Genomic DNA, 14,557 nt, shown 5'->3' on the forward strand with positions numbered 1-14,557 from the left:
TGCGACGATCTCTACCTTTGGTTCCATCGCCTTGAGTCCGTCACCTTTCCGCGCACTTCATTTGCCGCCGCGGCGATCGTCCGCGCTTTCCGGGAGTCCCTTCATGATCGGTCTGATCCGCGCCGTCACACTCTGCGCCACGCTGGCGCTCGGCCTGAGCGCCGCACAGGCCGCCGACAAGGCGTTCAAGCGCGACGATCTCGCCGATTCCGCGATCAAGCTGGAGGCCCAGATCAAGGGCGAGGCGGGGCCGGTCGCCAAGTCGGGTGCGACGCTGCGCACCGACGCTGATGCCGCCTTCCGTCGCAACGACTACCGCACGGGCCTCTCGGTGCTCGGGCAGATCGCGGCAACCACGCCGGAGGACACGGCCAACTGGCTTCGGCTCGCCAAGGTGATCTTCCAGATCTCGCCGAAGAGCTCGAGCGAGCAGACCTTCCTGCTGGAGCGTGCCTCGACCGCCGCCTACATCGCCTATCAGCGCGCCGGCAATCCGGGCGAGGAGGCCGACGCGCTCGCCGTGCTCGGCAAGTCGCTGGCCGAGCGCAAGCTGTGGCGGCCGGCGCTGGATGCGATGCGGCTGTCGCTGGAGACGCGCGAGGTCGCCGAGGTCCGCGGGAGTTACGAGAAGCTGCGCGACGAGCACGGTTTCCGCCTGCTCGACTACACCGTGGACTCGGATTCGGCGAGCCCGCGGGCCTGCTTCCAGTTCTCGGAGGAGCTTGCCAAGCGCACCGACTTCGCGCCGTTCCTGGCGCTGGCGGGCCAGGACAAGCCGGCGCTGACGGCCGATGGCAAGCAGCTCTGCGTCGACGGGCTGAAGCACGGCGAGCGCTACAACGTCAATTTGCGGGCCGGCCTGCCGTCGACGGTGAAGGAAGGTCTGCCGAAATCGGCCGAGTTCAACATCTATGTGCGCGACCGCAAGCCGTTCGTGCGCTTCACCAGCCGCGCCTATGTGCTGCCGAAGACCGGCCAGCGCGGCATTCCCGTGGTCAGCGTCAACACGCCCGCGGTCAACATCAACGTTTACAGGATCGGCGACCGCAACCTGATCAACACGGTGGTCGACAGCGATTTCCAGAAGACGCTGTCGAAATACCAGCTCAGCGGTCTCGGCGACGAGCGCGGGGTCAAGGTCTGGTCCGGCGAGCTCGCGACCGCGATGACGCTGAACCAGGACGTCACCACGGCATTCCCTGTCGATCAGGCGCTCGGCGAGCTCCAGCCCGGTGTGTACGTCATGACCGCAGCGGCTAAGGGGCCGGGCTCGGACGACGAGTACCAGCTGGCGACGCAATGGTTCATCGTTTCCGACCTCGGGATCACGGCCTATTCCGGTAATGACGGCATCCACGTCTTCATCAACTCGCTGGCTTCGACCGATCCGGTCGGCAAGGCCGAGGTGCGGCTGGTTGCCCGCAACAACGAGATCCTCGCCAGCCGCAAGACCGACGAGTCCGGCCACGTGCTGTTCGAGGCCGGGCTTGCGCGCGGCGAGGGCGGCTTGTCGCCGGCGATGCTCACCGTCACCGGCGAGAAGGCCGACTATGCCTTCCTCAGCCTCAAGTCCTCCGCCTTCGACCTGTCCGACCGCGGTGTTTCGGGCCGTGCGGTGCCGGCAGGCGCCGACGCGTTCGTTTATGCCGAGCGCGGCGTCTACCGGTCGAGCGAGACCGTCTATCTCACCGCGCTGTTGCGCGACGGGCAGGGCAATGCCGTCACCGGCGGGCCGCTCACGCTCGTGATCGAGCGTCCCGACGGCGTCGAATTCCGGCGCGCCGTGCTGGCCGACCAGGGCGCCGGCGGCCGCACACTGGCCGTGCCCCTCAACTCGGCCGTCCCGACCGGGACGTGGCGGGCGCGCGCCTTCACCGACCCGAAGGGATCGGCCATCGGCGAGACCACCTTCATGGTCGAGGATTACGTGCCCGATCGGATCGAATTCGACTTGTCCGCCAAGGACAAGGTGATCACGGCTAATGCTCCAGTGGAACTGAAAGCCGACGGTCATTTCCTCTATGGCGCGCCGGCCTCGGGCCTCCAGCTCGAAGGCGACATGCTGGTCGCGCCTGCGAGCGCGCGCCCGGGCTTTGCCGGCTACCAGTTCGGTGTCGACGACGAGGAGACCACCTCAAACGAGCGCACGCCGCTCGAGACCCTGCCGGAGGCAGACGCCAACGGTGTTGCGACCTTCCCGGTGACGCTGGACAAGCAGCCGGCCTCGACCCGGCCGCAGGAGGCGCAGATCTTCGTCCGCATGGTCGAGACCGGTGGCCGCGCGGTCGAGCGCAAGCTCGTGCTGCCGATCGCGCCCGCGACCGCCATGATCGGCATCAAGCCGCTGTTCGGCGACAAGAACGTCGCCGAGGGCGACAAGGCCCAGTTCGACGTCGTGTTCGTCTCGCCCGACGGCAAGACCCTTCCGCGCGACGGCCTGCGCTACGAGCTCCTGAAGATGGAGTCGCGCTATCAATGGTATCGCCAGAACAATTACTGGGAGTACGAGCCGGTCAAGTCGACCTCGCGCGTGGCTGACGGCGATGTCGTCGTCGCCGCCGACAAGCCGTCGCGGATTTCGTTGAACCCCCAGCCCGGCCGCTACCGTCTCGACGTGAAGTCGAACGATGCTGACGGCCCGGTGACCTCGGTGCAGTTCGACGTCGGCTGGTATTCGGACGGCAGCGCCGACACGCCGGACCTGCTGGAGACCTCGATCGACAAGCCGCAATACGCCTCCGGCGACACCATGACGGTGTCCGTCAATGTGCGCAGCGCCGGCAAGCTGACCATCAACGTGTTCGGCGACCGCCTGCTGACGACGCAGACCATCGACGTCAAGGAAGGCACCGCGCAGGTGAAGCTCCCGATCGGCAAGGATTGGGGCACCGGCGCCTATGTCGTGGCGACGCTGCGCCGTCCGCTCGACGCGGCGGCCCAGCGCATGCCGGGCCGGGCGATCGGCCTGAAATGGTTCGGCATCGACAAGCAGGCCCGCACCTTGCAGGTGAAGCTGACGCCGCCGGCGCTGATCCGGCCGAATGCGTCGCTGAAGATCCCGGTCAAGCTCGACGGACTCAATCCGGGCGAGGACGCCAAGGTCGTGGTCGCCGCGGTCGATGTCGGCATCCTCAATCTCACCAATTACAAGCCGCCGGCGCCGGATGACTATTATCTCGGCCAGCGCAGCCTGACCGCGGAGATCCGCGATCTCTATGGGCAGCTGATCGACGGCATGTCGGGCACCCGCGGCCAGATCAAGTCCGGCGGCGACGCCGGCGGCGAGCTCCAGGGTTCGCCTCCCACGCAAAAGCCGCTGGCGCTGTATTCGGGCATCGTCACGGTCGCCGCCGACGGCACGGCCGAAGTGAGCTTCGATATTCCGGAGTTCGCCGGAACCGCGCGCGTGATGGCGGTGGCGTGGACCGCCACCAAGCTCGGCCGCGCCAACACCGACGTCGTGATCCGCGATCCCGTGGTGCTGACGACGACGCTGCCGCGCTTCCTGCTCAATGGCGACCGTGGCACGGTCAATCTCGAGATCGACAACGTCGAGGGCCAGGCCGGCGACTACGTCATCAACGTGAAGACGGGCGGCCCGGTGAAGATGACCGGCAATCCCGCCACCACCGTCAAGCTCGCCGCCAAGCAGCGCAACGCGTTCGCGCTGGCGATCGACGCGACCGCGGCGGGGCAGGCGACACTCGACGTCGACATCACGGGACCGAACGGACTTACGCTCGCGCGCCATTATGCGCTCGACGTCAAGGCGGCGACTCAGGTGCTGGCGCGGCGCTCGATCCGCACCCTGGCCAAGGGCGAGAGCCTGACGCTGACCTCGGACATGTTCTCCGACCTCGTGCCGGGCACCGGCGGCGTCTCGGTCTCGGCGAGCCTCTCGACCGCGCTCGACGCAGCGACGATCCTCAAGGCGCTCGATCGCTATCCCTATGGCTGCTCGGAGCAGATCACGAGCCGCGCGATGCCGCTGCTGTATGTCAATGACCTCGCAGCCGGCGCGCATCTGGCCATGGACACCGAGGTCGACCAGCGCATCCGCGACGCGATCGAGCGGCTCCTGGCACGCCAGGGCTCGAACGGCTCGTTCGGCCTGTGGTCGGCGGGCGGCGACGACGCCTGGCTGGATGCCTATGTCACGGACTTCCTGACCCGCGCCCGCGAGAAGGGTTTTGCGGTGCCGGACGTGCTGTTCAAGAATGCGCTCGACCGTATCCGCAACTCCGTCGTCAATGCCGACGAGCCGGAGAAGGACGGCGGGCGCGATCTCGCCTACGGCCTCTATGTGCTCGCGCGCAACGGCGCTGCACCGATCGGCGACCTGCGCTATCTCGCCGATACCAAGCTCGCCAACCTCGCGACGCCGATCGCCAAGTCGCAGCTTGCGGCGGCGCTGGCGCTGGTCGGCGACCGCAACCGCGCCGAGCGGGTCTATGGTGCCGCGCTCGACAGCCTCGCACCCAAGCCGGCGTTGGAGTTCGGCCGAACCGATTACGGCTCACAGCTCCGCGATGCCGCAGCTCTGGTGTCGCTCGCCAGCGAAGGCAATGCGCCGAAGGCGACGCTGACGCAGGCGGTCGCGCGCGTCGAGACCGCCCGCGGGCTCACGCCCTACACCTCCACGCAGGAGAATGCGTGGCTGGTGCTGGCGGCGCGGGCGCTGGCCAAGGAGAACATGTCCATGGACGTGGATGGCCAGCCGGTGAAGACCGCGCTCTATCGCAGCTACAAGGCGGACACGCTGAGCGGCAAGCCGATGAAAATCACCAACACCGGCGATGCGCCGGTGCAGGCGGTGGTCTCGGTGTCGGGCTCGCCGGTGACGCCGGAGCCGGCGGCATCGAACGGCTTCAAGATCGAGCGCAATTATTTCACGCTCGACGGCAAGCCTGCCGACATCAGCAAGGTCAAGCAGAACCAGCGCTTTGCGGTGGTGCTGAAGATCACCGAGGCCAAGCCGGAGTACGGTCACGTCATGGTGGCGGACTATCTGCCGGCGGGCCTTGAGATCGACAATCCGAAGCTGGTGTCCTCCGGCGACAGCGGCACGCTGGACTGGATCGAGGACGGCGAGGAGCCCGAAAACACCGAGTTCCGCGACGACCGTTTCACTGCGGCGGTCGACCGTGCCTCGGATTCCAAATCGGTCTTTACGGTCGCCTATATCGTGCGCGCGGTCTCGCCCGGCAAATACGTGCTGCCGCAGGCCTATGTCGAGGACATGTACAATCCCTCGCGCTACGGCCGCACCGGCACGGGCACTGTCGAGGTGCGGGCGGCGAAGTGAGTCGAACTCAAATCCGAGTTGAAGTGAATGAGCGCAGCGGAGCCACATCATCAGTCGTCATGCCCGGGCTTGACCCGGGCATCCACGGCCGCACGAGCGGTGGGTGACGGCGTGGATGGCCGGGTCAAGCCCGGCCATGACGGGCGGAGAGGGCAGCTCGCCTTTCGCCTCCTGTCGGCATCCGCACTCACGCTCATCCTCGCCGTCATCGGCTTCGTCGGCTGGGTCTACTCGCTCGGCCCGCTGCCGCTCGACGAGGCGCGGCAGGTCTCCACCACCGTCGTCGATCGCAACGGCAAGCTGTTGCGCGCCTATGCGATGGCCGACGGGCGCTGGCGGCTGCCGGTCGACGCCAGGACGAATGTCGATCCGATCTATCTGAAACTGCTGCTGGCCTATGAGGACCAGCGGTTCTACGCCCATGACGGCATCGATCCGCTGGCGCTGGGCCGCGCGGCGTTGCAACTGACAACGCGCGGCCGCATCGTGTCGGGCGGCTCGACCATCACCATGCAGCTGGCGCGGCTGATGGAGCCGCGGCGACAGCGCTCGCTCTATGCCAAGCTGCGGCAGATGGTTCGGGCGATCGAGATCGAGCGCAGCTTGAGCAAGGAGCAGATCCTCGATCTCTATCTTGCGCTCGCGCCTTACGGCGGCAATCTCGAAGGCATCCGTGCCGCCTCGATCGCCTATCTCGGCAAGGAGCCGAAGCGGTTGTCGCTGGCCGAGGCCGCGCTGCTGGTGGCTCTGCCGCAATCGCCGGAGACGCGCCGGCTCGATCGCCATCCCGAGGCCGCCCGCATCGCGCGCGACCGCGTGCTTGATCGCATGGTCGGCGAGCATCAGGTCAGCCTCGAGGATGCGAAACAGGCCAAGGCCGTTCCGATCCCGAAGCTGCGCAAGCCGATGCCGATCCTGGCGCCGCATGCCTCCGACACCGCGCTGTCGACCGTCAAGGATACGCCGGTCATCAAGCTGACGCTGGATGCTAATTTGCAGAAGGTGCTGGAGCCGCTGGCCCGCGATCGCGCCATTGCGCTCGGGCCCAACATCTCGGTCGGCATCATCGTGGTCGACAACGAGAGCGGCGACGTGCTCGCTCGCGTCGGCTCGGCGGATTATTTCGACGACAGCCGGGCAGGGCAGGTCGACATGACCCGCGCCGTGCGCTCGCCGGGCTCGACGCTCAAGCCTTTCATCTACGGGCTCGCCTTCGAGGATGGCTTCGTACATCCCGAGAGCCTGATCGACGACCGGCCGGTCCGGTTCGGCTCCTACGCGCCCGAAAACTTCGACATGACGTTCCAGGGCACGGTGCCGGTCAGGAAGGCGCTGCAATTGTCGCTCAACGTGCCCGCCATCGTGCTGCTCGATCGCGTCGGCTCCAGCCGGCTGACGTCGCGGCTGCGGCAGGCTGGCGGCAATCTGGTGCTGCCCAAGGACGAGGCGCCGGGGCTTGCCATGGGTCTCGGCGGCGTCGGCGTGACGCTCCAGGATCTCGTCCAGCTCTATACGGGCTTTGCGCGGCTTGGCACCACCAAGCCGCTGCGCGAGATCATGGCCGACAGGGATGACCGCGAGCCGATGCGGCTACTGGATCAGGTCGCGGCCTGGCAGGTCGGCAACGTGCTGTTGGGCACGCCGCCGCCGGAGAACGCCGCCCAAAACCGGATCGCCTTCAAGACCGGCACCTCCTACGGCTATCGCGACGCCTGGTCGGTCGGCTTCGACGGCCGCATGACCATCGGCGTCTGGGTCGGCCGGCCCGACGGTGCTCCGGTTCCCGGCCTGATCGGGCGCGTCGCTGCCGCCCCGATCCTGTTCGACGCCTTCGCCCGGACCGGCAAGACGCTGGCTCAGTTGCCGAAGCCGCCCAAGGGGACCCTGGTGGCGAGCAACACCAAGCTGCCGCTGCCGCTGAAGCGGTTCCGTCCGGTCGGCGAATTGGTGCGCACAGGGGGCGAGCAGGCGCTGCACATTCAGTTCCCGCTCAACGGTTCACGGATCGACGTCGATCGATCGGGCGGCCGGGAGAGCGCAGCCATGCCGGTCAAGGTCGCCGGCGGCGTGCTGCCCATGACCGTCATGGTTAACGGCACCGCGCTCGGCGAGATCGACGGACGCCGCCAGCGGCTGATCGATCCGCCCGGTCCGGGCTTTGCCCGCCTCACCGTGATCGACGCCACGGGCGCCGCGGACACAGTCGTCATTCGAATTCAATGAGCCCGGCTTAAGCGGTTGTGGGGATGGCGGTTTCAGCGTAAGCGGAACCAATGGCCGAGACCTATCCAACTCCCCGTTTTGGAGCGCCCCGCGAGCCGAAATCGCCCGTCAATCCGGGCAGCGGGCTCGTGCGCATGCTCGATGTCGTCACGGCCAGCAACGCCCGTGCGGTCGGCTTTTTGGTGCTGTGCGCGCTGCTGCTGTTCCTGCCTGGCTTCTTCACCATCCCGCCGATCGACCGCGACGAAGCGCGCTTTGCCCAGGCCACCAAGCAGATGGTCGAGAGCGGCGACTATGTCGACATCCGCTTCCAGGAGGACGTCCGCTACAAGAAGCCGGTCGGCATCTACTGGCTGCAATCGGCCGCGGTCGAAACCGCTGCGGCGCTCAAGCTGCCGAAGGCCGAATTGCGCATCTGGGTCTACCGCCTGCCGTCGCTGATCGGAGCGATCGGCGCCGTGCTCATGACCTATTGGGCCGCGCTCGGCTTCGTGACGCGGCGCGCCGCAGTGCTGGCCGCACTGATGATGTGCGCCTCCGTGCTGCTCGGCGTCGAGGCCCGACTCGCCAAGACCGATGCGGTGCTGTTGCTTTGTGTTGTCGCCGCGATGGGCGCGATGGCGCGGGCCTATCTGTCCTGGCAGCGCGCCGAGGACGAGGTCCGTCCGCCCTGGAGCTGGCCGGCGATCTTCTGGACCGCGCTGGCCGTCGGCATCCTCATCAAGGGGCCGCTGATCCTGATGTTCGCGGGCCTGACCATCGTGGCGCTCGCGATCCAGGATCGTGACGCCTCCTGGCTGTGGCGGCTGCGCCCGGTCTGGGGCCTGATGTGGACGCTGGTGCTGGTGCTGCCCTGGTTCGTCGCGATCTTCTGGCGAGCCGGCGAAACCTTCTTCGCCGATTCCGTCGGCGGCGACATGCTGAGCAAGTTGGGGGCCCAGGAATCCCACGGCGCGCCGCCCGGCCTGTACTTGGCGCTGTTCTGGATCACCTTTTGGCCCGGTGCACCGCTTGCGGCGATGGCAGCACCCGCGGTCTGGCGGGCGCGGCGTGAGCCCGGCGCCCAGTTCCTGCTGGCTTGGCTGATCCCGTCCTGGATCGTGTTCGAGGCCGTGCTGACCAAGCTGCCGCATTACGTGCTGCCGCTGTACCCTGCGATCGCGATCCTCACCGCGGGCGCGGTGGAGCGGCGCGTGTTGTCGCGGTCCTGGCTGATGCGCGGCGCGGCCTGGTGGTTCGCGATCCCGGCGGCGGCCTCGATCGTCGCGGTGGTTGGCGCGGTGATACTCACGCGGCAGCCGGCCTTCGTGGCCTGGCCGTTCATTGCGGCCTCGCTGATCTTCGGCCTGTTCGCCTGGTGGCTCTACGACAACAATCGCGCCGAGCGTTCGCTCCTCAACGCGCTGGTCGCCGCCTTGATGCTGGCGGTGGCGGTCTACGGTATCGTGCTGCCGTCGCTGACTCCGCTGTTTCCGAGCATCGAGATCGCGCGTGCGCTGCGCAACGTCACCTGTGTCGGCCCGAAGGCGGCGGCTGCCGGCTATCACGAGCCGAGCCTCGTCTTCCTGACGGGAACGCGGACCCTGCTGACCGACGGCTCGGGCGCTGCGGACTTCCTGCGGCAAGGCAGCTGTCGCTTTGCGCTGATCGAGCAGCGCTCGGAGCGCAGCTTCGTGCAGCGCGCGGAGGCGATCGGATTGCGCTACAAGGTCGGCACCCGCATCGACGGCTATAATTTCTCGCAAGGCCGCGCGATCTCGATCTCGATCTTCCGCTCGGAAGGCACCGAATAGGATGCCAGTCACCGCCGACATCGCGCCGCGTGCCGGCTATCCCGCGCAATTGCTTGCCGTGTCCCGGCGCGCACTGGCCCAGCTCGTGCGCTCGCCCTCGCATTCGCGCCGCGCCGAGGCCGCCCGCAAGTTGGCGCGGCATTCGCTCTGGCTCAGCGCAGCGGGCGCAGCCCTGGTCATCGTGCTCATGGTCGCGTTCGACCAGACCGAGATCCAGCTGATGCCGGCGCGCGGCACACCAAGTCTGTGGCCGATCCGCATCCTCACCGATTTCGGCAAGGACGAGTATCTGCTGCTGGTGCTGGGGGCTGCCCTGGTGGTTCTGGCCTTGGTTGCGGCAGGGCTGCACGGGACGCGCCGCGCGCTGCTGCTCGGCTTTGGCACGCGGCTGCAGTTCGTGTTTCTGTCGATTGCCGTCCCGGCATTCGTGGCCGATATCCTGAAATTTCTCATCGGCCGCGGACGTCCTTTCGTCGGCGGCAAGGCCAATGCGTTCAATTTCGTTCCGTTCGAGGGGACGGGGGCTTATGCCAGCCTGCCGTCAGCCCATGCCGTGGCCGCGTTCGCTCTGGCGTTTGCGGTCTCGGCCTTGTGGCCGCGCCTGCGCGTGTTCATGTTCACTTACGCAATCGTGATCCTGCTGACGCGCCTCGTGCTGCTCGCGCATCACCCGAGTGACGTCGTGGCCGGCGCCCTGGTGGGCATGGTGGGCGCCATGGCGGTCCGCTACTGGTTTGCGGCCAGAAGGCTCGGCTTTGCCATCCGCTCCGACGGTACCATCGTGGCTGTCCCGGGCCCCTTCAAAAGGGTTGCCCGCGGGGCATCCGCCCCATAAAAGCGGCTGCCTGCCGGGGGCGCCGGTTCCCTTTGAGGCGGCCAATTCCAACCACGAGCCTTGCTTTGTCGACGTCCCAGCCTTCGGTTTCCATCGTCGTTCCCGTGCGCAACGAAGCCGACAACATCGTGCCCCTGATCGAGGAGATCACGGCGGCGCTCGACGGCCGCTGGGCCTATGAGATCATCTACGTCAATGACGGCTCGACCGACGCGACCGGCGAGCGGCTTGCCGCCATCATGAAGCAACGGAGCAATCTGCGTCAGCTGCGCCATGCGCGATCGGGCGGCCAATCGGCCGCGGTGCGCAGTGGCGTGCGAGCGGCGCACGGAGTGATCGTGGCGACGCTCGACGGCGACGGCCAGAACAATCCGGCGTTCCTTCCGGACCTGATCGCGGCGGTCGAGAAGGGGGCAGGGCGCGTCGGGCTCGCCGCCGGCCAGCGCATCGGGCGCAAGGACACCGGCTTCAAGAAGCTTCAATCGCGCGTGGCGAACGGGGTTCGCAACGCGATCCTGAAGGACGGCACGCGCGACACCGGCTGCGGGCTGAAGGCATTCCGGCGCGACGTCTTCCTGATGCTGCCCTATTTCGACGGGCTGCATCGCTTCCTGCCGGCGCTGGTCCGCCGCGAAGGCTACGGCATTGCCTATGTCGACGTGATCGACCGGCCGCGCCACTCCGGCGTGTCGAATTATGGCTTCTTCGACCGGCTGTGGATCGGCATCATGGATCTCGCCGGCGTGTGGTGGCTGATCCGCCGCAAGAAGCCGACCCCAGATGTGACCGAGGTGAACGCATGATCATTCAATACGGTCAGGCGCTGAGCAACTATCTCTACGACGTCTTCGTCGCCAAGTTCGATTTCTGGCTCGCATTCGGCCTCGTCGCGCAATTGTTCTTCACCGCGCGCTTCCTGGTGCAGTGGATCGCGAGCGAGCGCGCCGGCAACAGCGTGGTGCCGATGGCGTTCTGGTTCTGCTCGATGGGCGGCGGGCTGATGACGCTGGTCTATGGCGTCGTGAAGCGCGAGCCGGTCATCATCCTCGGACAATCGCTCGCGACGGTGATCTACATCAGAAACATCATGCTGATCTGGAAGAACCGCGGCACCGCCTCGAAGACGCTGGACCGCTGAGCGAAGGCCCACCGCCTATCGCGGCAATGCCGACGCCGCGCCTGGGGTGGGCAGGGCGGCGGTCTCGGCTTCGGTCCTGCGATAGGGCTCGCCCGCTGCATCCAGCACGGGGTAGGCTACCGAGCAGATGTGAGAATGGATGCGGCGCAGATCGCGCAGCACGTCTAGATGCAGCGAGGTGGTCTCGATGGTCTCGGGACGGCCCTCGCGCAACCGGTCCAGATGCCGCTCGACGGCGGCAAGCTCGGTGTTGCGCAGCGCCGTCTTCTCCACCAGCAGCTTGCGCGCCTCATTGGCGTCGCCCGACATGAAGACGCCGAAGGCGATCCGCAGCGAATCCATCGTGCGCTTGTGAAAAGCAGCGAGCTCCTCGGCGCCCTCGGCCGAGAACTGGAAGCGGTGCTTGATCTTCTTGGTAGCGAGCTCGCTCAGACTTTTGTCGATGATGTCGCCGATATGCTCGAGGTTGATGGCGAAGGAGATGATCTCCATCGCGCGCCGTCCTTCGCTCTCGTCGAGGCTGCCCCGCATCAGTTTCGTCACGTAGAGCTTGATGGCCTCGTCGAGGCCATCAACGAGATTGTCCGTCTTCGAGACCTGGTCGACCAGCGCGCGGTCGCCGGTCATCATCGCCGTCATGACCTTGCGCAGCATGACTTCGACGAGATCGCCCATGCGCAAGGTCTCGCGGGCGGCGTCAGCGAGGGCCAGCGACGGCGTCTCCAGCGCCGTCTCGTCGAGATAGCGCGGACGGGCCGGATCGGCCTCCCGGATGCGATCGGGCAGCAGCCGGATCAACAGGCGCGACATAGCATCGAGCAGGCCGATGAAGAGGACGGCGGTGCCGACATTGAAGGCGATGTGGGAGGCCGCGGTCATCTTTGCGAGATCGGGCTGCCAGGCGTGCATGTGCTCGGCGATCACGCCCATAAAGGGCAGGACGAGGACAATTCCGATCACGCGGTTGACGAGATTGCCGACTGGCAGGCGATAGCTCGCGGGATCGTCGCGCCTGGCGCCCTCGAACACGGGATTGATGGCGCTGCCGAGATTGGCCCCGAGCACCAATGCGAGGGCGGCTTCAGGGGTAATGAATTGCGAATAGGCCAGCGACATGATCAGCAGCACGCTGGCAACGCTCGAATGTACTGCCCAGGTGACGAGCGCGGCAATGACGATGCACAGGATGGGATCGCCTGTGATCGCCGACATGACGACGCGGACGCCGGGCGCGTTCTCGGCCGGCGCGAGCGTGTCGAGCAGAATGTGCAGCGACAGCAGCATCAGGCCGAGGCCGATGCAGACGCGGCCGATATCCTTGATCCGCGAGCGCGGGCCGGAGCGGAAGGCGACGAGCCCGAGCACGAACAGCACCGGCGCCACGGCCGCGATGTTGAACGACAGCACCTGCACGATCAGCGTCGTGCCGACATTGGCCCCAAGCATGATGGCGAGCGCGGCGGAGAGGCTGACGAGACCCTCGGCGGCAAACGAAGAGGTGATCAGGGCGGTCGCCGTACTGCTCTGGAGCAGCGCCGTGAGCCCGAGGCCGGCGGCGAACGCACTGACGCGGTTGCTCAGCGCCTTGCCAAGCAGGCGCCGAAGGTCGGGACCGAAGGCGCGCAGGATCCCGCTGTGGACCATGTGCAGGCCCCACAACAGCAGCGCAACGCCGCCCATCAGGTCGAGCAGAACCAACGTTCCCATGCTCCGTGTCCGAATTGGAGTCGATTGTTGAGGCTAGCGCCAAATGCTTGAGGATCAAACCATTTGTTGGCGCATCGGCGTTAACGTTTACGACGCGCGCACGTTCCCGCGGCGCACGACTGCGCGTCCGCCGGCGCGCTGCCGCGTCATCGCGCATGATGCCCTGTGAGCAGGCTCACATTGCCGCTTTCAACGCAGCGAAGCCGCGGTCGAGATCGGCCTTGAGGTCGTCGACGCTCTCAAGCCCGATGTGGAGGCGCAGCGTCGGGCCGCCGGGCGCCCACTTGGTCGCGGTGCGATAGGCGTCGCAGTCGAAGGGAATCGCCAGGCTCTCGAAGCCGCCCCAGGAAAAGCCCATGCCGAACAGCGTGAGCGTGTTGAGCATGGTGTCGACGGCCTTCTGCGGGGCCGGCTTCAGCACGATGCTGAACAAGCCCGAGGCGCCGGTGAAGTCGCGCTTCCAGATCGCATGACCGGGATCGGTCTCGAGACCCGGATGCAGCACGCGTGCGACCTCGGGCCGGCCCGCGAGCCAGCGCGCCATGTCGAGCCCTGAGCGATGATGCTGTGCGAGCCGCACCGACAGCGTGCGCAAGCCACGCAGCGCGAGGAAGACGTCGTCTGGACCGGCACAGACGCCAAGCAAGCGGATGCCTTCGGCAATCTGCGGCCAGGCCTTGGCGTTGGCCGAGATGGTGCCGAACATGATGTCGGAATGTCCGCCGATATATTTGGTGGCGGCCTGCATGCTGATGTCGACGCCCTGGTCGAGCGAGCGGTGATAGAGCGGCGTCGCCCAGGTGTTGTCGTCGATGACGAGCGCGCCGCGCCCATGCGCGACCTCGGCGATGGCGCGGATGTCGGGCATCTCGAACGACTGCGAGCCCGGCGCCTCCACCAGAACGGCCCGGGTGTTGGGCTTGAACAGCTTGTCGATGCCGGCGCCGATCATCGGATCGAAGTAGGTGGTCTCGACGCCATAGCGGGTGAGCATGCCGTTGCAGAAATTGCGCGAGGGCCGATAGACGTTGTCGCAGACCAGGAGATGGTCGCCAGCCTTGAGCACCGAGAGCAGGGTGGTGGAGATCGCCGACAGCCCCGACGGCACGATGCCGACACCGGCGCATTGCGGTCCCTCCAGCGCCATCAGCGTGTCCTGGAACGCCTTGGTGGTGGGGGAACCGTGACGGCCATAGGTGAACTCGCCGCGATGGGCGTGCAGGTCCTCGGCGGTCGGATAGAGCACGGTCGAGCCGTGGAAGACCGGCGGATTGACGAACCCCTTCTGCGCCTTGGTGTCGCGGCCGGAGGTGACCAACCGGGTCTCGGCATGTTGCTGGGAGGGGTGCGAGGAATCCATGCGACTGCTTTCAAAAACTGCGTTTCCGCTCGGGCCTGACGCCTGGCGGGCAGGCCGAAAGGCCGCCGTCGTTAATAACAGAACACAGAAGAGTCCCGTCAACCCCTTGACCCGGCAGGCCAGTCGTTCTGTGATGCGCGGGTGCTATTCAGTCGCCGCATGTTGAGGGGCAGCCGCGACCTTCGATCCATCGTCT

8 protein-coding genes are annotated in these 14,557 nt (G+C 66.8%); 6 read left to right on the forward strand and 2 right to left on the reverse strand.

The annotated features are described in order from the left end of the window. Positions 1 to 103 precede the first annotated feature (103 nt). From HAP40_RS19160 to HAP40_RS19185, 6 genes are all read left to right on the forward strand, one after another. Positions 104 to 5,305, forward strand: coding sequence for an alpha-2-macroglobulin family protein (locus HAP40_RS19160; RefSeq protein ID WP_166816344.1), 5,202 nt, complete (start codon positions 104 to 106; stop codon positions 5,303 to 5,305). Between the two features lie 111 nt (positions 5,306 to 5,416). Beyond that, a complete protein-coding gene (gene pbpC, locus HAP40_RS19165) occupies positions 5,417 to 7,528 on the forward strand; it encodes a penicillin-binding protein 1C (protein ID WP_166816343.1) in 2,112 nt (703 codons plus the stop codon). A 50-nt stretch (positions 7,529 to 7,578) separates the two neighbouring features. Continuing rightward, on the forward strand, positions 7,579 to 9,321 hold the full coding sequence (locus HAP40_RS19170; protein ID WP_166816342.1) for an ArnT family glycosyltransferase: 1,743 nt from the start codon (positions 7,579 to 7,581) through the stop codon (positions 9,319 to 9,321). Position 9,322: 1 nt separating this feature from the next. Beyond that, on the forward strand, positions 9,323 to 10,156 hold the full coding sequence (locus HAP40_RS19175) for a phosphatase PAP2 family protein (protein ID WP_166816341.1): 834 nt from the start codon (positions 9,323 to 9,325) through the stop codon (positions 10,154 to 10,156). 65 nt (positions 10,157 to 10,221) lie between these two features. Then, entirely contained in the window at positions 10,222 to 10,959 is a 738-nt protein-coding gene (locus HAP40_RS19180; RefSeq protein WP_166816340.1) for a glycosyltransferase family 2 protein, read from the forward strand. Continuing rightward, on the forward strand, positions 10,956 to 11,294 hold the full coding sequence (locus HAP40_RS19185; RefSeq protein WP_008559030.1) for a lipid-A-disaccharide synthase N-terminal domain-containing protein: 339 nt from the start codon (positions 10,956 to 10,958) through the stop codon (positions 11,292 to 11,294). Before HAP40_RS19180 ends, HAP40_RS19185 begins: the two co-directional genes overlap by 4 nt. A 15-nt stretch (positions 11,295 to 11,309) precedes the next feature. Here the strand turns inward: HAP40_RS19185 and HAP40_RS19190 are convergent, their stop codons facing one another. Both HAP40_RS19190 and metC read right to left on the reverse strand, forming a co-directional pair. Then, positions 11,310 to 13,001 (reverse strand): Na/Pi cotransporter family protein, encoded by a 1,692-nt coding sequence (locus HAP40_RS19190; RefSeq protein WP_166816339.1) that lies wholly within the window; start codon positions 12,999 to 13,001, stop codon positions 11,310 to 11,312. Between the two features lie 175 nt (positions 13,002 to 13,176). Continuing rightward, positions 13,177 to 14,361: a cystathionine beta-lyase gene (gene metC / locus HAP40_RS19195; RefSeq protein ID WP_166816338.1), complete on the reverse strand. Its 1,185-nt coding sequence runs from the start codon at positions 14,359 to 14,361 to the stop codon at positions 13,177 to 13,179. Positions 14,362 to 14,557: the final 196 nt, after the last annotated feature.

It is taken from the genome of Bradyrhizobium sp. 1(2017) (genome assembly GCF_011602485.2).
Taxonomy (GTDB): domain Bacteria; phylum Pseudomonadota; class Alphaproteobacteria; order Rhizobiales; family Xanthobacteraceae; genus Bradyrhizobium.